We start from the raw sequence: 18,780 nt of genomic DNA on the forward strand, positions 1-18,780 counted from the left end.
TTTAAGCTCCCTGTCCGTTAGTACGGCCAGGGAACTTTTGCATATTTGAATACTGCGACAGGAGAGATAAAGATGAACCGTCCAATTCCCAAAGCATGCTGCTCGGTGAGCAGACAGCATACGAATGATAAACTTATACAAGCAGCAGAACCGGTTGCGACTCCATGCACTCTCGGTGCTCCGTCTAGTCTTCGATTTGACTGGGTAAGTTTAACAGGCGGTGCGTTCGAGATGGGAACGAATGACTCGGAAGGCTTTCTGGACGATGGGGAAGGGCCAGCTCGAAAGATTGAGATTAATCCGTATTACATTTCGGCTTATACAGTCACAAATGCGCAATATAAAGCTTTTGTTGAGGCTACGGGTTACATAACGGAAGCGGAGAAATTCGGTTGGTCTTATGTATTTCATCTTCTGGTGCCCGAAGAGACAAGGAGCAAAGTGAAGGGTTCCTCGCAACAGGCGCCCTGGTGGTTGGCGGTAGAAGGAGCAAATTGGAGAAGGCCGGAAGGAATAGAGAGTGGCATCACCGATCGAATAGATCATCCGGTCGTTCATGTCACTTGGAATGATGCAATAGCGTTCTGCAAATGGTCAGGGACAAGGCTGCCAAGCGAAGCGGAGTGGGAATACGCAGCACGTGGTGGACTGAAAGGGAAAAGATACCCGTGGGGAGACAAGCTGAAGCTTGACGACCAGCACATGTGCAACATTTGGCAAGGAATGTTTCCTGTTAAAAACCATGCAAGCGACGGTTATATCGACACGGCTCCGGTTCATACATTCGAACCGAATGGCTATGGTTTATATCAGATGGCAGGAAACGTATGGGAGTGGTGCGCAGACTGGTTCAGCCCGGTTTATCACCAACAGACGCAAAATGTGAATCCGATATTTAACATCGATACAGGACATAAATCGATGAGAGGAGGATCTTACCTTTGTCATCGTTCCTACTGTAATCGCTACAGGGTTGCTGCTCGAAGTTCGAATACACCGGACAGCTCAAGCGGTCATTGTGGCTTTCGCGTCGCAATGGATGCATAAAAGTTCCAAGGAACTACCGAAAATTATGATTTGGAAATTTCGATCTATTTGGGAAGATCACTTATTGAACGCAAAAAGCTTTCCGAAATGGACCAGCAACGTGGCTCGTCTTGAAAAGCTTTTTGCGTTAGCTGGATCTAGCCGAAAATATGACGAAGCTCGTCCGGCACCGGACGGCTTTTTCGCGTCGCCGGGTCCGTTGCTGCACTCGTTACTAACGATTCGGAACATAGTTCGCCCTGGTCGTACATATAAGCTGCTCCAGCTCTAAGCTTAAATCCGTGCACAGGAGACAAACCTGGGGGGACTCGAAGCGGCATCTATTGGATTTGCCTCTTAACAATCGGCTGAGCCCAGTATGGCAATAGAGTTGTCAGACTAACAAACTGCATTTCGTTATCCAGTGCGTTAATAATCGCCCTTAACCTCGTGGGGTGCGGAAATGTCATCTTTGAAAAAATGAAACTATACGTTCGCTATATCTGCAATAAGCTTCACAGCCGGCAGCTAGGTCAGTTCCTTGTTCCCAACCCATCCATTCTCCCCTGAAATCCCTCCATAACTTCTTTCGGAATTTCCCTGACCTTGATATCTCCACCTAAGAAAAGCAGCCAATTTGTAATTTCGTTCAATTCATCGGAATGATGAACATTGATAAACGTCTTTAGAATAGCCGTTGTTTGATAAGGATTCGTATATGAAATTGTAATCTTTAAAGGATGGTACTTTTTGAACTGAGCAATTGCCTTGGGACCAAGTTCGAGGACCAGGTTGATTGCTTCTTCCTGTTTCTTTAGTTGTTCTGCAATCTTCTTCTTACTTATTCTTTTTTTCCCCGAGTATGGTCTGACATCGGTGAGATTGTTGACAGGGATAATCCGCCGTTTCTCTTCCTCTAGGCTGAAGCCTTCAATTTGCCAAGAGCTTTTTTCACGATATAGGCGCATGAGATAGAAGGGATAGGTCTTTATTTCTCTTCCTTCTTCGACAGAAACCACTAAGTAGCAGTCTTCAAGAAGGATCTGAATGAGTTGTTCTAACATCGGATGGGGCAGATCGGATAGATCCAGCAAGTCAGGATTGTGGGGGTTGGTACCTTCGAAGAGCAGGATTTGATTTAACAGAACAAGATCATCTTGCTGGTTTTGAGAGATGAGACCGAGCAATTTTTCCGCTAAAGAGTGGCGGCTCTTGAGGTAAGGGAGCTGCAGATTGCGTGTGGCCATGAAGGCGATAAAAAGAGCTTTAAGCTCATTATCGGTAAAGCGGACCGTGGGCAGGACAGAGTTGTTCATCACAAAGTAGCCCCCGTCCCTCCCGACTTCGGCGACCAGAGGCATTCCCATTGCTTCAATTTCCCTAATGTCCCGAATCGCTGTCGAACGGGAGATGTTAAACTCATGCATGATTTCCGAAATGGTAAAATGGGCGCGGTTGTTAATGTACCGCATGATGATGTTAATCCGTTCTACTTTTTTCATCGGGACCTCTAAACAGTATCATATTTTGACATGATTTATCGTTATTATAAACCCATCAAGTGAAAACACAAGATCAAATCAATAAAGGAGCTGGGAAGATGGCAGCGTCAGAACAGAAGCATCGGTACCGGAAGCACATAGGGAGATCAAAGGAGGAATTGGAATGAGTATAGTTACCGATAATGAAAAAATCGTGAAGGTTGAATCCCGTCCTATCGGAAGGACGGCAGCTTATTGGATCGTCACCAGCATTCTCGCATTCTCTATTGCATTAAGCGGGATCGGGCAATTGATGCGATATGGCGGCAATGTCGATCTGGTGACCGATATTGGATTCCCTTTATATATCACGAACATTCTCGGGACTTGGAAATTGCTTGGAGTCATTGCGATCGTCATGCCAGGCTTCCCTCGGCTTAAGGAATGGGCTTATAGCGGTATCTTTTTTCTAATGACAGGTGCAGCCTTATCTCATGTGTTCGCTCATGATTATGGGGATGGCGGATTCCATGTTATTCTTCCGCTTTTCTATGCTGCGCTTGGCATCGCCTCCTGGGCGCTCCGCCCGAAAAGCCGCAGACTCTAATGGAAGTGACATCAACGCAAGTCCATCCTGAATCCGATAGACTTTCCCTGTCAAAGACACTACTATTTAGGTAGGGAGCTGTAGGAGTGAATAATTGGCTGAATGTTAAACAGTATCATATTTTGACATGATTGAGGCTTATGATAAACCTATCAAGTGGATAAACAAATTAATGAATACATTCAAAAAAGGAGCTGGAATTATGGCAACGTATACCTTTGAGGAAAAAGAAAGCTTTATCGTTCTGGGTATTGGAACTGAGCTGAAAAGCGATTACACGGATTATGCTGGCATCAATAAGGAGAAGGAAAGCTTTTGGCGGTCAGTTGAACAGGATGGAAGGCTTGAAGCGTTAAAAGCGATTGCTGCGAACGATTATATTTTTGCCGTGAATGAAGCCGTCAACCACAAGATGATGTATTACGCTGGCGTGATGACAGATTCTTCGGTACCGGAAGAACACAGAGTGATCCAATTTCCTAAGGGACAATACCTCGTTGTTAAAGGCGAGGGGAAGTCGGCTGATGAGCTCAGCAGCATGCTTACTGGCATTGCCTTTGGTCAAGTGTTGCCAGCAGCCGATAATTACGCCTATGTTGGCGGGCCCAATGCAACGGTTGAGATGGGGCAGCGGGATAGCCTCGTATACGGGGAAATGTGGATTCCAGTTGTAGAGAAGTAAACGAAATCAGTAGGAGGAATGAGGAAATGTCCACGATCGTTGACTTTAAAAATGTTTCTGTGGCTGGTCTGGAATCTTCGCCGGTAGCAGAAGCGCTGGCTGGTCTTCGCGCGAACGAAGCCCGTTACTTCATGAACAAATACAAGCATGAATTTACGACCGTGCCAGCCGGCGAAAGCCAGGAGACGCTTGATTATGTGAGACGGGTGTTGAAAGAAGAACGTGGTATTGAGTTTGCAGCTCGACCGCTGGAAACATCTCTTTTTCAAGTGGAGAATATCAAATGGGCCTTCGTCTTTTATGATGATGGTCTAGCGGTCAACGTCTTATATACGGTGGATGATCCTAAGAAGCGGGCCGTAGGGTTTAAGCTATCTGAGGGGATGGAGGTACCTAAGGAGCTGGAAGAGAAATTCAAATTCGCAAGACAGAAGTCCAAGCTGGCAGGGACCATCCGAGGCTCGTTCTTTGTGATTAAAGGGGAGTATTGATGCAAGCCCCAAGCCACCGAGACAAAGAATCGGCTTGCAGCAAGTAAAATATAATAATAACGCTTGGCGGCCATTGGGCCGCCATTTTTTTCGCCAATAGATTTTGTTAAGGGGAGTCTTATCACAAGTGACGTTAAGAATCTAGTTGTGGGTATGGATTGAGAGTATTGGTGTTTTAAAACTTGAGAATTGTAGAGTCTTTGAGACCTTGATTTCAGAGGATGTAATTCCTTTTGATTAGCAAAGGTTGGGTTGCACTCTTAAGTTATAAACTTTGTCCATAGAGTATGTTGTAGTGAAAATTAACCAGTAATAAGTTAGAGTATGAATTAAGGTGACAACTAACAATAATTGTAGCTTTCGTTTTAATACAGTCTAATTACTATTAAATTTTTTAATAAACTACAACACTTTCAATGAAGAAGCATGCTTTAGTACGAATACATGTTACTACAGACGACAGACCATCTAAAAGAAATTAGGATTGGAATCATAAAACCTAACTTACAGATATGATTTTAATAACCTATATATACATGTTAAGGAGTATAAGGATTAATCATAGTTCTTAAATCGGAATAATAAAAAAATGTAATAATGCAGGACAACCTCCTATTAAAGTAGTATTATTATATAATATCACCACTTTAGTAGGAGGTTGATTTATATGAGTAATGTTGAAACTCATTATACTGAGATTAGAGAAAATAAATTTAGTATTTATTTTGCTATTAGTCAATTACTCAAAAATTCTCTATATGATTCAAGTTATATACCGAGTGATACTTTTTTAGATGCAATTACTCTAACATCATTAGGGGAAAAATATTTAAAAGAGTTATCTAACGGCAAAGGATTCTCTCCTGTAGAGATTAAAATAGCGTTAATGTTAAAATTAGTGACAGATAGTGGAGTGCTAATCGATGTGGAAAAAATCGACTATAAATTGTTAATTTCAATAATTAGTGAGGAAATCCAAAAGGGAATTGTCCGATATCCATGGATTTATGAAAGAACGCTTTACGATATTTTTTTCGAGAAGTTTACAATTGAGCCTTCTAGATTGAATGTGCCAGAGACAAAAGAACTACTCAAATATACTCCAATGGGAGTTTTTCAAGTGAAGGACTGTATTATAGGTCCATTTGGAGTAATTATGTCTAAATGCAAGAGATTCCTTCCACCTGTATTAAAAGCTCCATTATGGCACTGTTCTAATCCCTCTTGTTTAAAAGTACACTATGTAAATTTTACGAGTGATATAACAAATATACAAAAAGCCTATTACCGTATCTATACATCAAGAAATCATAACGATAAATTTTTAGAAATAGAAAAATACGTTGCTACAGAACATTTAGGTCAGTATGACTGGTTCGATGACATGCAATTAGCTGAGCTTCCAATGTTGTTGGTTAATGCTTTTAGTGTAGTAGAGCTTCAAATTCTGTTAGCTAATTTAATAAACAAGAATAAAAGTATACGTGAAGTATTATCTGCGATAAATGTTAATAAAGGAACAGGCCAACAAATAAGTGAAGGCTTTCAGTTAAATCAAATTCTACAATTATTAATGTACTTCTCTAACGAGGAGATCGTAGAAGAACTCGAAAGGCTCATTAGTGATTCTCAAATAGTTATTCCAGCAACAGAAATAAGAGAACCGAGGTTTACGTATTATACAAGACGGAACGCATATAATGTTTACAATCAATGTTCTTTTTTGGGTGTTAGAGCATATTCACCTCACAATAGCAAGTTAGCTACGATCAGATTAAGAAATTTGATCTTTTATTTATATCAGGATGAAGATGAGCTAAACTGGAAGATAAGGCATATTCAAGGCGATAGTATTAAAGATAGGGTGGATAAGTATGTAATTAATTATAATCCGATAGAAATAATCAAAAACCTTATTTTAGCTAGTCCAAGCTACATTAAGAAAACTGTTGAGTTTCTTAAATTTGGTCATTTTGATTTAGATCCAGAAAAAGAGAATCAACTAATACATAAAATTTTATGGAAAATTGGTTTTGATATAAATATACCACCAAAGGTAAGTTCTTTTTTTTGGAGTAGGTTATCTAATTTTATTGAAGTATCTAAAATAAACGCAAAACAAACTGAAGTTGAGAATGAGAGGGTAAGAAGCTCGGCAGTAAATTTTTTTGTTTCTCTGGAGCAAACGTTGGATCTTAGTTTGACTTTTATTACTTGGGTTTTAATGTCTGACCATTACGGGGATACAAAATTTCTATTTAATTCTGTAGATGCAAGGAAAACTATGGCTAATCTACTAAATGGACATCAAGAAAAGATTTCGTATGATCCAGATGGGAAGAATACCCTATACCCACTAACATCAGGTTTTAGAATATTATCTGAAATTTGCTCTGAGGTACTCAACAACATTAATGATTTCAAGCGAGAGTCAAATCGTTTACCGGATTACTATAAAAAATCTAATATTAATGTTTTTCCTTTTGAACATACGCGCCTCATAGCTGATTTAGATAAACATGATTTGTCATTAATTCTAGAATTTTTAATAGAAATAACAAGTGATTTTGATCGATATAAAGTATGTAATGTAAGAAATAGACTTGAGCATCGAAGAAGTGATTTTCCAACAATTGATGAGATCCAGTACGCATGTAACGGAATTGAGAAAATTGTAAAAAAAATGGAACATTACGGAATAATACCAACAGTATATTCGGTGTATCAAAAGAACAGTGATAGTTTTGGCAGAGAAGTATTTAAATACAGGTCACATGATGATAATGAAATAAGCCTTAACTTCCAAACTCAACTTTCAAGGGAACTCCCGTTTTCTAATTCTTCTTTGATAATTATGACACAATTGCATCTTCATAACTCTAATGAAATGCTCAGGTTCTTGCTTAAGGAGCCATCTGAGTATGAGTATATTTGGAGTAATTATCCTAAAAAAAGAATAAGAAATATAGAAGGGTCGTTTGACATCGAGCCAATTATACACAGTATGGAAGAAGCTGCAGTTGGAACTGAATAATTAAAATACTTTGATCTAATAGGAAATGAACGTTGGAACTGTAGCGTATGACTAATGAAAATCATGTAAATAATTCACCGTTAAAGTGATTTGCAGAACAATATTATAAGTAACAGCGAACTTTCCTATCTTTCCTATAATTAAAGAAAACCGTGTGTTTTTATCAACGTCTAAGGCCCTTACTAATATGATGCCGTATCGCGTAAGCCTAAATACTCTCTTTATAAGAAGTTAAATAAAAGAAGTCATAGAAAACGTAGCTTCTAAAAAAGAAGTACGAGGTCTGTAAAGACTTCGTACTTCTTTCAGGTTTATCTGAAATAGAACGCTTCCGAGCTGAAACTTTATTTTAAAAACTGAATGGACCCAATCAATCCATCTAATTCTGACTCTAATTGCAATTGAATTTTCTCCACGACCGAAAAATCCGTGGCCGCAACATAATAGGCCTTAATCTGAGAATCGATAGCTTCGGCTTCCGCTAGATAGGAGGTGGCCTCCTTCATCTTTGCAGAATAGCGTGCTTCAATACCAGCTATTTCAGCAGCATGAGCTTCATCTGTTCCAGGAGCTATAGCCAGTTCATACATATCCAGGATCTCATCCCCGTCCCGCTCTGGAAAATATTCATGCGGGGCGGTACTGTCGAAGATAGCTGTCCCCAGCTTCGGGAATATCAGCATATCAAGACTGTTCAGATCAAAGCCGCAATGAAACACTTGAGCTTCGATTCCGTTCTGTTCGGCAGCGGAGGCAAGCTTTTTCAGCAGAGTCGATTTGCCCGATCCCGCCCTGCCTTTGATAAAAATTCATCTTTCCAGCTCAGCGGTCAAGCTTTGAATAAAATCAAAGGCTCCCCTCGGAGTCGCAGCTCCGAAAAACAAGTGACGCGAAGCGACTGGCGTATCGCTTTCATGACCAGAGTATAGTTCTTGAATTAATTCCTGCGCAATCTGGTCGGCCTTCGAGAAATCATGTTCTCGACCGGAACATATCATAACGATAGAAGATCTTAGATGCAAGCTCGAGAGCGCCTATTCAAAAACGTATAAGACGTTCGCAACAAAAAGAAGACTGTTATCAAACTCTTCCTTGAAGTCGATATAGAAGATTTCACCGGCCCCGCTATCCGAAATCCCCGTACAGACCCGCCCATCGATAATGCCAACCTTCAATTCCGTTAAAGTGATACCATGCAGTTCGTCGGGACGGAGTGGAAGTATTGCACATGAACGTCTTTATCTAGCAGGTTGTCCGCCAAGCTTTGAATGACCGTCGATTTCCCCGTACCTTGGGGCCCAGTAAGGACAAATATCTTGTTCACCCCGTCAAAAGCGGAGGTATACTTCCACATGATTTTCTCCGTATTTTGAACCGCTACAAGATAATTTCGTCATTGTTTTCATTCCTTTCTTCTCGATCTCTATTTACTCAATCATCTTGTTCCAAAGGCAGCAGAACGGTGATTTTTGTGCCCAATCCAGCTTGACTATGAATGGTTACACCGTAGTTCTGTCCGTAAGCAAGCTGCACACGTTCATGAACATTTTTGATCCCATACCCTGCTTTGGATTCTGAGGACAACAGTGTTTCTACTTGCTTGGAAGACATTCCGCAGCCGTCATCTACGACTTCAAGTATGAGCGCTGGAGAACCAACGTGAACGGATTGGTAAACACGGATGGTGATATTCAGACAGGTATGATTGTCATAAATAGCGTGATTAATGGCATTTTCCACAAAAGGCTGCAGCAATAATTTTAACGTTTCATGGGTTAACAAGCTTTCGTCAACTTCCCAGTGCTCCATGAAGCTATCGTCAAAGCGCATATGCTGGATGGCAAAATAGTGTTTGGTCAGGGTGATTTCTTTCTCCAGCGTAATATATTGACGTCCCATATTCAGTGATGTTTGATAGAATCTTGCGAGACGGTTCACAATTTCGCTTACTTCAACATTGCCTTTTTGGATGGCCAGAGAGGAAATGCCCGATAGCGTATTATACAGAAAATGCGGATTGATCTGGCTTTGCCATGCATAAAGCTCCGCATCGCGCTTGGCTATCTCTTTTACATACAGCTTATCAATCAAATCCTTGAGCCGTGTGCTCATCTGGTTGAAAGCGGTGCTTAATTGACCAATTTCATCTCTGCTGGGATCAGCGGGCAAGAGGGTGAAATTTCCTAGCTCGACTTGCGCTGCCTGACGGTTTAATTTACGCAGACGGAGCGACAGATATTTGGCAATGACAATAATCATTAAGATGGATAAGACAAGACTGAATATCGCGATCACAACAATTTGCATAGCGGTTTGACGAGATGAACGCATGATTTCGTCAATTGGGGTGAGAGAAACGGTTTTCCAGCCATAATACATGGTATTGTACACCAGCAAATTGGATTCTCCGTTTATGGTGACAACCTCTTTATCGGCGGACAAGTCGGGACCGATGGCTTCGCTGAAGGACAGATTTAAAAGCGATTTATCAGTTGCTGAAATGATTTGATTTTTTTCATTGAGTAAGTAGACGCTTTTGTTTTGCTCTTCCTTTTCAATTAACCTGTAGAGCAATTCTTCATAGATACCAATCGTCACCATGCCGTAAGGCTGGTTTTGTGTATTAAAGTTGAGCGTACGCCCCAGATAAATAATGTTTTTCCCTTTTTTGTCCTGAAGGACGTTGCTGAACATATTGTTCCCGTAGGTTTGCTGTAATTGAGACAGATACTGAAGCGGCAAATTTTCATGGGTGATATGTTTGAGAAACAGACCATCCTCGGGGAGTGTTGTATTGTGCACATAAAGGGTAATGCTGGCCAGGCTGTTGTTCGCAGTCATCAAGCTGTATAGAAGTCCATCGATATAACGGTAGGCTTCGAAAACAGAATAGTCATTTGTGTACGTTTGCGTAAGGTAAGCTTGTAAGGTTTCATCTGTATAAATCATAGATGAAATTTGGTTAAGATTATCCAGATGAGCTTTTACATTGCTGCTGATTTGCTGGTTGCTGCTATACATATTTTCATAGGTCAATTCCAGCAACCGCTGCTCCGTTCGGTCATAGAAGAAAACCGTAATGAAGATAAGAGGGGTGATCGTTACGGTAAGAAACATGATCAATAATTTCTGCAGCAAAGACGAATTGTTGAACAACCTTTTCAATGTCTTCATGCTCGTGATCCCTTTTTCGCGTGTGTACGGTATTGGTTAGGGGTGAGCCCCGTACGTTTGAAAAAGACAGCGCCAAAGTAGGAGGGGCTGTCATAGCCGACTCGCTTGGCAATCTCCTGAACTCTAATATTGGTTTCCTGCAGCATGAGGCAAGCATTATCCATACGGATCTCAGTCACATACTCAAGTAATGTTTTTCCGGTAACATCTTTGAATATCGTCCGGAGATAGTTGGGTGACAGAAAGATAAGTTCAGCCAGCATATCAATCGAAATAACCTGTTCATAGTTTTTTTGGATGATCGTACATACTTCGTTGACAATCTCGATATGCCGATCGACAGGTGATGCCTCCAACTCGTCCATTATAAGGCTCAGAATTTGCCGCATATGTGTTTTCATAGATTGCATGCTTTCCATCAGGGAAAGGCGTCCGAAAAACTTGGAATCTTTATTCATTATGTCTTGCAAATGACGGTTATTAGCCGCAAGTGCAGATCGTACTGCATCAAAAATGGAAACGCTTTCTACGAAAGCTTGACTGATATTTCCGGGCGGCAGACCGCCATCGTAAAAGTCATGGAGCCATTCTTCAACTTGGTCTCTGCGGTTTTGTTGTACGGCGGCAATCAAGTGCTCTGTTTTGGGAAAAGGTTCCTTACGCAATGCGGGGTGTATGTTTTCCCAGTTGTCGTGGATCAGTCCTGTGCCGTGAATCGCAACCAGTTGGTTGTGTGCTTGCAGGAGCTTTGGCCATTTTTCTGTAAAGGAGAGCAAGGATTGCGGGTGGTCTGTCAGGAACAGAGATAGCCAGCGTTGCGCACTCGCAGACTGATTCCGCCAATTCGTAAACACGGTACGGTCTGATTCCTTGGTGGCGAAAATCCATTGGCCATCGCGCAATTTGGTCAGTACACCGCGGGAGTAACTGGGCAGCCCGGCGATGAAAAATTCTAATCGTTCTACCGTAGAAAAATCACCGGAAGGCGCATCGAATGCAAGAGGGTGCTCTGCCAGCAGAGTATATTCGTTTATGCTGATAAATATAAAGTAAAATGTTTTGTTATCCGCAGGAAGATGCAAATGGTGGTTGTATACCGCAGTAACCTCGTCCGCTAAGCCAGAGAGCAGATTACCCCCGATTTGAAGAAGTTCACGCAGGTATTCCCCCGACGTTAATAAGGTGGAGTGGAGTCGGTTTTTCTGCTCTTCACACCGTTGACGAACCGTCCTCATAGTGGCAGCCAGCTCTTCATGGTCAATTGGCTTCAGCAAATAGCCGCAGGCACCATGCTGCAGTGCAGCACAAGCATAATCAAATTCATTGTATCCGCTTAGAAAAACAATTTGAATTTTAGGGAATCGAGTATGAACTTGCTTACAGAGTTCAATGCCGTCCATGACAGGCATTTTAACGTCAGTAATGAGAATATCCGGTTGCAGGGATTCCACTTGTTGCAAGGCATCCCGTCCGTTGCTGGCAGTGGCAATGACTCGGCAGGACATTTTCTCCCAATCTATATAATTAGCAAGAGTGACTAAAGTGAGCCGTTCGTCATCGACTAAAATTATAGTGTACATAGACCCTCCGCGCATGCTATTGTCCTTTTCTTATAGGTAAGCGCTTACTTAGAACAGAGTATAAGTTTGAATGCGGGTAATGTCAATTGCAAGGAATGGATGATCGGATGGCGTCCATCTACGTTCAATTCTTATATTTTTTAACCAAAACCCTTGGTATTTTGCAAGTTCGTTTTTTTGTTATAGAAATCGGAAAATCGTGATATAGCCATACCATTCAAGATTCCCTATGATGAATTCATGATCATAAATCGGACATGAGGAGGCGGGAGAATGGAATATGAGGTGGATAGAAGCAACGAGAAAGCGCCCTTTCTTAAAAATTCGATAATAAAAAAAATGGTTCGACAGCGATATTTTTATTTGCTTCTAATTCCGGGAGTTGTATGGGCTGTATTGTTTGCTTACGCTCCAATGGTTGGCTTGTACATGGCATTTGTAGACTATAAGCCGACTTTAGGGGACTTCTGGGGCTCGCTTTTTAAAGCGGACTTTGTAGGATTTCAGTGGTTTGAATATTTCTTTTCAGGACAAGATTTTTGGCAAGTGATGCGCAATACTTTGGTTTCCAGTGTGTTGACACTGTCGATAGGGTTTGTCCTTCCTATTTTTATTGCAATAACGCTGAATGAAGTAAGAATCAACTGGTTTAAGCGGACGGTACAAACAGCCTCCTATTTACCATTTTTCATTTCATGGGTAGTAGCTGCAAGTATCGTTGTTACATTGTTGTCCGCTGAAGGACCTGTAAATCAGCTGCTGATGAAAATCGGAATTGTAGAGCAAGGTGTTTTGTTTATGCAGGAAGGCAAGATGTTCTGGATCATTATAGCCCTTTCGAATGCTTGGAAGGATATGGGCTACAATTCCATCATGTATCTGGCCGCCATTGCCGCCATTCCAACGGAGTTATTTGAGGCTGCGAAAGTGGACGGCGCTAATCGTTTGAAGCAAATCTGGCATGTTTTGCTGCCGATGCTGCGGCCTACCATTATCATTCTATTGATACTGAACATCGGCAACTTGATGAATACCGGGTTTGATCAATATTTTTTACTGGGCAATTCATTGAACCGATCCTATTCTGATGTAATTGATACCTATGCGTTCCGTTATGGCATTCAGAATGGCATGTTCTCTTATGCAGCTGCTGTAAGTATGTTCAAATCCGTAATAGCGTTTATTCTGGTCATAACTGTAAACAATATTTCTAAAAAAATGGGCCAAACCCATCTGTTCTAAAAGTTATGGCATGCGGCTGAGGGGAGGAGTAAGAAATGGACAATGAAGTTGCACGGTATAACAAGACAGACACTAGAAGCAAGTGGTCACAGCGTTATACGCTGGCAACCATTACGGGAAATACGATCGTTTACGGATTTTTATTGCTATTGTTCATCGTTACCTTTTTTCCGTTCTGGCATATTTTCATCTTGTCCCTGAATGATGCGTCAGACCCGGCTTATGGACAATTCATGCTGTGGCCATATGATTTCAGCTTGGACAGTTACAAAACCGTGTTGAAGGATGCAGAAATTCTGAATTCCATCGTCGTGACGGTTGGCCGAACCGTGATAGGGGTACCTCTTACACTGGCTTGCGTTTCAATGCTGGCTTATGCACTCAGCAAAAGAGAGCTTGTAGGCTGGCGCGGAATTAATTTGTTTTTCGTATTCACGATGTATTTCAGCGGCGGATTGATTCCCACTTACATGGTCGTGCGCAGCTTGAATCTGATCGATAATTTCTGGGTTTTTATCTTCCCCGGACTTATGAGTATATTTTGGATGATATTAGTTCGCACCTACATGGAGGGTTTGCCAAAGGAAATGGAGGAAGCGGCACAGATAGAAGGCGCAAATGATATTCAGATTTTTCTGAAAGTAATTATCCCTGTGTGTACTCCGGTACTGGCTACGATCACTTTATTCTCAGCCATTGGTCATTGGAATGCTTGGTATGATTCGTACATTTACACCTATAATCCTGATTTGAAAACATTATCTGCTGTTCTGGTGAAAATTCTGAATCAGTTTCAGACCAATGACATGTTAAATGCGGCACAGCAGCTTGCCAATGAACAGCGCAAGATGCCGGTATCCAGCGAGAGTATCCGTATGACCGTTACGATGATCGCTACACTGCCGATTATTCTTATGTATCCATTGCTGCAAAAGTACTTTCTGAAAGGAATGCTTATTGGGGCAGTAAAAGGTTAAGCGATAGCGATCAACCGTGGCTTCGCTCCTATCCCGAATCTGGCATCCGGTTCAGGATAGGATTGAAATATAATCTGCTTGCATAAGCAGGAGGGAAGCAAGCTGGATGGTTCAGGAATTTCATTTATAGGAGGGGTCCGAATGCGAAAAAGAATGATCATGGCAACGGTACTTGCATGCACGATGCTTTTGAGCGCATGCAGCGGCGGAAACAAAGACGTGAATGAAAGCGCATCCAAAGGGGGCGAAGAAAACAGTACAACGAAGAAGCCTATCACCTTAACTTTGTTTGACAAGAATGTGGGTGATCCGTTTACTAACCCTGTTGCGAAAGAAATTACAGAACGTACAGGTGTCTTTATTGAGGTTCAGCAGCCTACCGGTAATCCGGATGAGAAACTGAATTTGATGCTGGTCAGCGGGGATTTGCCTGATATTGCTCTCATTGACAGACGTGAAGCAACCTTGAACAAATACATTGCTGGCGGAGCATTGATTCCGCTGAATGATTTGATTGAGGAGCATGCTCCGAATATCAAGGCGCGTTATGGTGACGTGCTTTCCAAGAGTGTATATGAGGATGGAAAAAATTATTATTTGAACAACTGGTACGGCTTGGATCCAGATCCAAACTGGGCAATCAATATGCGTATGGATATCCTGGAAGAGTTCGGATATGGCGAGCGCGCATTGAACGGAGATTCCTTTACACAGGATGAATTTCTGGATTTGCTGAGAAAATTTAAAGCCAAATATCCATCTGTAGACGGAAATCCCTCGATACCCATGACAGTGAACGCAGATCACATGCCTACTATTATTGGATCATTCAAGGCGATGTATGGGATGAAAACCTATTATGAGCATGACGGCCGTCTCGAGTTTATAGTAAGAGATCCGCGTTACTTGGAAATGATCAAATTCATTAACACTCTTTATATAGAAGGCTTGCTTGACCGTGAATGGGGCATCAATAAAGCCCAAAATTATGAGCAGAAAACAGCCAGCGGACGTGTGTTTGCCACGGCGGGCGGTATCGTGAATGAGGCCAACAGTGCATTCCGCGCCAAACATGGCGAGGATACAAATAAACTGTTCTACGGGTTTAAAGTAACGGCTCCAGGCGTTGATCCGGAGAAAACAACGTTTGGCCCTCGCAGTTCCTTGGGCTGGGACGGTGTTGGTATTACAGTAGCGAATGAGCATCCGGTAGAAACGATCAAATTTTTGGACTTCCTGGCAAGTGAAGAAGGTCAGTATTTGCTGATGTGGGGTAAAGAAGGCATGAACTGGAATATGGAAAACGGTGTTCATGTACCGACGCAAGAAGCGTTAGATGCAATTACTGCTGATTGGGCGGAATTCTCGAAAACAACAGGCGCGCGCAAATGGACATGGATGATTCGTAATGGATTGGGCGAAGACGGCACGCCTTATGATTTAATGTTCCGTTATAACAGAGACAATGTGAGTCAACATGCACTGAAATCAATGGCAGGCTCCACTTGGGATACTGCGCTTTATGATGATCTCGGTCCAAAGGGAGGCTCGCCTGACGCATTGAGTGAGCAAAAAATCAAGGATATTATTGACAATAGTTTCTCCACTATGGTGTATGCAAAGTCACAGAATGAAATTGACGGTATGTATGCAAAAATGCTTGCGGAGTTAGAAGCAAATCAAGCAGGGAAGATTGAAGATATTTATACAGCAAATTACAAGGTTCGTATGGAATTGTACAATACAGCCGAAAAAAATTAAGCATGCAGCAATCCAAGGACGTATCGCTATTACGGGGCAGTGTGGACAAGATGCAGCCTGCCCCATTTATTTTATTGAGTAACAAATATCTAAAGATGGACAGGAGATTGCATCTATGTGGAAACTGTATTCGCCTAATAATGCTGTTAGTCTCACAGTATTTGAGAATCCCGAGAAGGAATTATCGTACGCTGTTGAGCGTAATGGCAAAGCGGTAATCGAGCAAAGCAAGCTTGGCTTTGAAAGTGATCTGGAGAATTTCACAAGAGGCTTTCGTTTTGTAAAGGAAGCTCGTGCGGTTGTGGACGAGACCTATTCAATACCAGCGGGTAAAAAAGCAGTTTATGAGAATCATGCGAATGAGATGACGTTGGAGTTTGAGTGTGGCGCGTATACGTTTGTACTGTGTGCGCGTGCTTATGATGATGGTGCTGCCTTCCGCTATCAAGTACTGTCTAATGAAGAAAAACCGATGAAAGTATTACGTGAAGCAACAAACTTTACTTTGTCAGAGGCCTATAATGATTTGTGGCTGCAGCATTGGGTAAGCAGCTATGAGGGTACTTATGACCGTACCGGCTGGGAAGACAAAGAAGGCAGAGATTACGGGATGCCAAGCTTGTTCCATGCTGACAATGGCGGCTGGGTCATGCTAACAGAAGCAGAGGTATATAACACGGATGGCAGCTATTGCTCTTGTCATTTGCGCGGAGCCGGAAACCGAACCATGTCTTTGGAATTCGCTCCCGAAGAAATGGGCAGGCCGCTCTCCTGTAAGCTGCCGTTCTCCTCTCCTTGGCGCGTCATTGTGGCGACAGACGATTTGAACGAATTGGTTAATACCACAATAAACTATAATTTGAATCCGCCATCTGTAATGGAAGATACAAGCTGGATCAAGCCGGGTCGTTGCTTGTGGGGCTGGTGGGAATATATGAATAGCGCACAGCTCTACACCGAGCAGAAACGATTTGTGGATTTTGCGGCAGGGGTCGGATTTGAAGGGCTGACCGTGGATGCGGACTGGGATATTACGTGGCTGAAAGAGCTGTGCGATTATGCCCATTCGAAGGGGATTGTCGTATGGCTGTGGAGCGCCATGCAGTATATTGACACCCCTGAGAAAGCACAAGAGAAAATTCCGTTATGGGCAAGCTGCGGGGTAGATGGACTCAAGGTCGATTTCTTCCAGAATGATTCTCAGCACACGATGTGGCAATATGAAATGATTGCAAATTTAATGACGGAACATCGGTTGATGATTAATTTCCATGGCGCGACCAAATGCATGGGCGAAGGACGCACTTGGCCGAATTTCATGACGGCAGAAGGGATTCTGGGACTTGAACATTATATGTGGAGCGGCTTGCCGGACGCAGCGCATAATTGTACCGTTCCGTTTACACGCAATGTGATCGGTCCGATGGATTATACGCCGACCGGGTTTTCGAACAAAAACCGAAACACGACGCTAGGGCATCAAATGGCGCTTTCAGTCGTTTATGAATCAGGCGCAGCGCATATTGCAGCATCCATTTATTATTTGGAGGCATGGAAAGGGACCGATTTTTTACGCCGCATGAAGCCTGTGTACGATGAGGTAAAGGTGCTGTCTGGTTTTCCAGGTCATCATGCAGCCATTATGCGCCGTTCACAAGGGGATTGGCTGATTGGCTGCATTACAGACGAAGCAATGATTTTGCGTCTGAAAATGGACTTCCTGCCTGAAGGTGAGTTTGAGGCTGATATTTATGAGGATGATTCCAGCGGCGAATTGATGAAAGTTAAGCGCATCAAAGTGACTTCTGCTGATGTCATAGAGCTTCCGCTTCTGAAAAGCGGCGGTGCCGGAATGTATATCACAAAAGAAATCTCGGAGCTGCCAAAAGGGATTTGTTCCGGTTACATGAGTGAAGCAAGAACAGAGTACTTAGCAGTAGCGGGACAAACGCTGCAAGGCAGCGAGCCTGTTGTTTATGAAAATGAACAGGAAGCCGTTTTACTGAATGGCAGTATTGTGTTTTCAGTGAAAACGGCGGACACGCCTCAGACAATAAGACTGTTCTATGCAGCACAAGAGCCTTGGACACTGCGTGTAAGCGACGGAATCAATAAAGTGGAAATGGAAATGCCGCAAAGCGGCTCTAATAAAATATTCCTTACTAAAGATGTGGTATTTCCTTTCGCTGGCGGCGAGAGCGCGTTGTTCTTCGAGCGTATTGCAGGAGCTGTGCCTGCTTTGGAAAGATTCCATATTATTGATAACAAACCGCAGAAGGAATTGTATGTTTCGGTTGGAAAAGGCAGCCTGAGTGGTGGCGCAGAGTTTGTTCTGGATGCAGCAGGCGCGGAGAAGGCTACTGGTCTTGGTAATGGCGGCGAGCTTAAGTTTGACCGTATTAGGGTGCCTAAGGATGGCTACTATTTAATGCGCTTTGACTACTGTGCAGGGGAAAGCAGAGACCTTAGCATAGAGCTTAACGGGGGAGCGCACACGTACAGAACAAATTTACACAACACAGCCGGTTGGGGATTCCCACGCTGGGATATAAAAGATCAGCGTGAAATTCGCATCTGGATGCAGGCGGGCAACAATACATTCCGTTTATACAATGATGAAGGCCGGGCAGCTCATATTTATGGTTTTGCCATTATTGCAGATGAGTAAGAAGGGATGCAGATGCTGACCAAGGGGAAGAACTTGGCGCAGTATTGGCATTGCTGA

15 protein-coding genes are annotated in these 18,780 nt (G+C 42.7%); 9 read left to right on the forward strand and 6 right to left on the reverse strand.

Annotated elements, in window-relative coordinates; translation table 11 throughout:
• The first annotated feature begins 72 nt into the window (after nucleotides 1-72).
• Entirely contained in the window at nucleotides 73-1,047 is a 975-nt protein-coding gene (locus ACFVVF_RS16685) for a formylglycine-generating enzyme family protein (RefSeq protein WP_387811751.1), read from the forward strand.
• Between the two features lie 137 nt (nucleotides 1,048-1,184).
• Here the strand turns inward: ACFVVF_RS16685 and ACFVVF_RS16690 are convergent, their stop codons facing one another.
• Entirely contained in the window at nucleotides 1,185-1,334 is a 150-nt protein-coding gene (locus ACFVVF_RS16690; RefSeq protein ID WP_387811754.1) for an acyl-CoA thioesterase family protein, read from the reverse strand.
• Nucleotides 1,335-1,559: 225 nt separating this feature from the next.
• Nucleotides 1,560-2,528 carry a helix-turn-helix transcriptional regulator gene (locus tag ACFVVF_RS16695; RefSeq protein ID WP_387811757.1) on the reverse strand — a complete coding sequence of 323 codons (969 nt, stop codon included), beginning with the start codon at nucleotides 2,526-2,528 and terminating at the stop codon, nucleotides 1,560-1,562.
• A 163-nt stretch (nucleotides 2,529-2,691) separates the two neighbouring features.
• Here ACFVVF_RS16695 and ACFVVF_RS16700 point away from each other — a divergent pair, with 163 nt between their 5' ends.
• From ACFVVF_RS16700 to ACFVVF_RS16715, 4 genes are all read left to right on the forward strand, one after another.
• Complete coding sequence (locus ACFVVF_RS16700) at nucleotides 2,692-3,114, forward strand: DoxX family protein (RefSeq protein WP_387811760.1); 423 nt, start codon at nucleotides 2,692-2,694, stop codon at nucleotides 3,112-3,114.
• A gap of 202 nt (nucleotides 3,115-3,316) precedes the next feature.
• Nucleotides 3,317-3,796: a GyrI-like domain-containing protein gene (locus ACFVVF_RS16705; protein WP_387811763.1), complete on the forward strand. Its 480-nt coding sequence runs from the start codon at nucleotides 3,317-3,319 to the stop codon at nucleotides 3,794-3,796.
• Nucleotides 3,797-3,822: 26 nt separating this feature from the next.
• Entirely contained in the window at nucleotides 3,823-4,287 is a 465-nt protein-coding gene (locus tag ACFVVF_RS16710; protein ID WP_387811766.1) for a phage tail protein, read from the forward strand.
• A gap of 667 nt (nucleotides 4,288-4,954) precedes the next feature.
• Complete coding sequence (locus ACFVVF_RS16715; RefSeq protein WP_387811769.1) at nucleotides 4,955-7,321, forward strand: hypothetical protein; 2,367 nt, start codon at nucleotides 4,955-4,957, stop codon at nucleotides 7,319-7,321.
• A gap of 344 nt (nucleotides 7,322-7,665) precedes the next feature.
• Here the strand turns inward: ACFVVF_RS16715 and ACFVVF_RS16720 are convergent, their stop codons facing one another.
• The 4 genes from ACFVVF_RS16720 to ACFVVF_RS16735 all read right to left on the reverse strand — a co-directional run bounded on the left by ACFVVF_RS16720 (nucleotide 7,666) and on the right by ACFVVF_RS16735 (nucleotide 12,075).
• Entirely contained in the window at nucleotides 7,666-8,040 is a 375-nt protein-coding gene (locus tag ACFVVF_RS16720; RefSeq protein WP_387811772.1) for a hypothetical protein, read from the reverse strand.
• 461 nt (nucleotides 8,041-8,501) lie between these two features.
• The gene (locus ACFVVF_RS16725; RefSeq protein WP_387811775.1) at nucleotides 8,502-8,645 is read right to left on the reverse strand and encodes a hypothetical protein; all 144 of its coding nucleotides are present in this window, start codon (nucleotides 8,643-8,645) and stop codon (nucleotides 8,502-8,504) included.
• Nucleotides 8,646-8,752: 107 nt separating this feature from the next.
• Nucleotides 8,753-10,495, reverse strand: coding sequence for a sensor histidine kinase (locus ACFVVF_RS16730; RefSeq protein WP_387811778.1), 1,743 nt, complete (start codon nucleotides 10,493-10,495; stop codon nucleotides 8,753-8,755).
• The gene (locus tag ACFVVF_RS16735) at nucleotides 10,492-12,075 is read right to left on the reverse strand and encodes a response regulator (RefSeq protein ID WP_387811781.1); all 1,584 of its coding nucleotides are present in this window, start codon (nucleotides 12,073-12,075) and stop codon (nucleotides 10,492-10,494) included. Before ACFVVF_RS16735 ends, ACFVVF_RS16730 begins: the two co-directional genes overlap by 4 nt.
• A gap of 339 nt (nucleotides 12,076-12,414) precedes the next feature.
• Here ACFVVF_RS16735 and ACFVVF_RS16740 point away from each other — a divergent pair, with 339 nt between their 5' ends.
• The 4 genes from ACFVVF_RS16740 (at nucleotide 12,415) to ACFVVF_RS16755 (ending at nucleotide 18,723) form a co-directional block, all read left to right on the forward strand.
• Nucleotides 12,415-13,317, forward strand: a complete 903-nt coding sequence (locus ACFVVF_RS16740) for an ABC transporter permease (protein ID WP_387811784.1) — start codon at nucleotides 12,415-12,417, stop codon at nucleotides 13,315-13,317.
• A 35-nt stretch (nucleotides 13,318-13,352) separates the two neighbouring features.
• Nucleotides 13,353-14,294 carry a carbohydrate ABC transporter permease gene (locus tag ACFVVF_RS16745; protein ID WP_387811787.1) on the forward strand — a complete coding sequence of 314 codons (942 nt, stop codon included), beginning with the start codon at nucleotides 13,353-13,355 and terminating at the stop codon, nucleotides 14,292-14,294.
• A gap of 141 nt (nucleotides 14,295-14,435) precedes the next feature.
• Nucleotides 14,436-16,055, forward strand: coding sequence for an extracellular solute-binding protein (locus ACFVVF_RS16750; RefSeq protein ID WP_387811790.1), 1,620 nt, complete (start codon nucleotides 14,436-14,438; stop codon nucleotides 16,053-16,055).
• 115 nt (nucleotides 16,056-16,170) lie between these two features.
• On the forward strand, nucleotides 16,171-18,723 hold the full coding sequence (locus ACFVVF_RS16755; protein WP_387811793.1) for a glycoside hydrolase family 97 N-terminal domain-containing protein: 2,553 nt from the start codon (nucleotides 16,171-16,173) through the stop codon (nucleotides 18,721-18,723).
• The last annotated feature ends 57 nt before the right edge of the window (nucleotides 18,724-18,780 follow it).

The sequence above is a fragment of the Paenibacillus sp. NPDC058174 genome (genome assembly GCF_042883865.1).
Taxonomy (GTDB): Bacteria; Bacillota; Bacilli; order Paenibacillales; family Paenibacillaceae; genus Pristimantibacillus.

Bases quoted from the DNA above. Each gene is read 5' to 3' on its own strand.
- ACFVVF_RS16700 (WP_387811760.1), top strand. From the start codon at position 2,692: ATGAGTATAGTTACCGATAATGAAAAAATCGTGAAGGTTGAATCCCGT.
- ACFVVF_RS16685 (WP_387811751.1), top strand. From the start codon at position 73: ATGAACCGTCCAATTCCCAAAGCATGCTGCTCGGTGAGCAGACAGCAT.
- ACFVVF_RS16735 (WP_387811781.1), bottom strand. From the start codon at position 12,075: ATGTACACTATAATTTTAGTCGATGACGAACGGCTCACTTTAGTCACT.
- ACFVVF_RS16730 (WP_387811778.1), bottom strand. From the start codon at position 10,495: ATGAAGACATTGAAAAGGTTGTTCAACAATTCGTCTTTGCTGCAGAAA.
- ACFVVF_RS16755 (WP_387811793.1), top strand. From the start codon at position 16,171: ATGTGGAAACTGTATTCGCCTAATAATGCTGTTAGTCTCACAGTATTT.
- ACFVVF_RS16695 (WP_387811757.1), bottom strand. From the start codon at position 2,528: ATGAAAAAAGTAGAACGGATTAACATCATCATGCGGTACATTAACAAC.
- ACFVVF_RS16745 (WP_387811787.1), top strand. From the start codon at position 13,353: ATGGACAATGAAGTTGCACGGTATAACAAGACAGACACTAGAAGCAAG.
- ACFVVF_RS16710 (WP_387811766.1), top strand. From the start codon at position 3,823: ATGTCCACGATCGTTGACTTTAAAAATGTTTCTGTGGCTGGTCTGGAA.
- ACFVVF_RS16750 (WP_387811790.1), top strand. From the start codon at position 14,436: ATGCGAAAAAGAATGATCATGGCAACGGTACTTGCATGCACGATGCTT.
- ACFVVF_RS16705 (WP_387811763.1), top strand. From the start codon at position 3,317: ATGGCAACGTATACCTTTGAGGAAAAAGAAAGCTTTATCGTTCTGGGT.
- ACFVVF_RS16715 (WP_387811769.1), top strand. From the start codon at position 4,955: ATGAGTAATGTTGAAACTCATTATACTGAGATTAGAGAAAATAAATTT.
- ACFVVF_RS16740 (WP_387811784.1), top strand. From the start codon at position 12,415: ATGGTTCGACAGCGATATTTTTATTTGCTTCTAATTCCGGGAGTTGTA.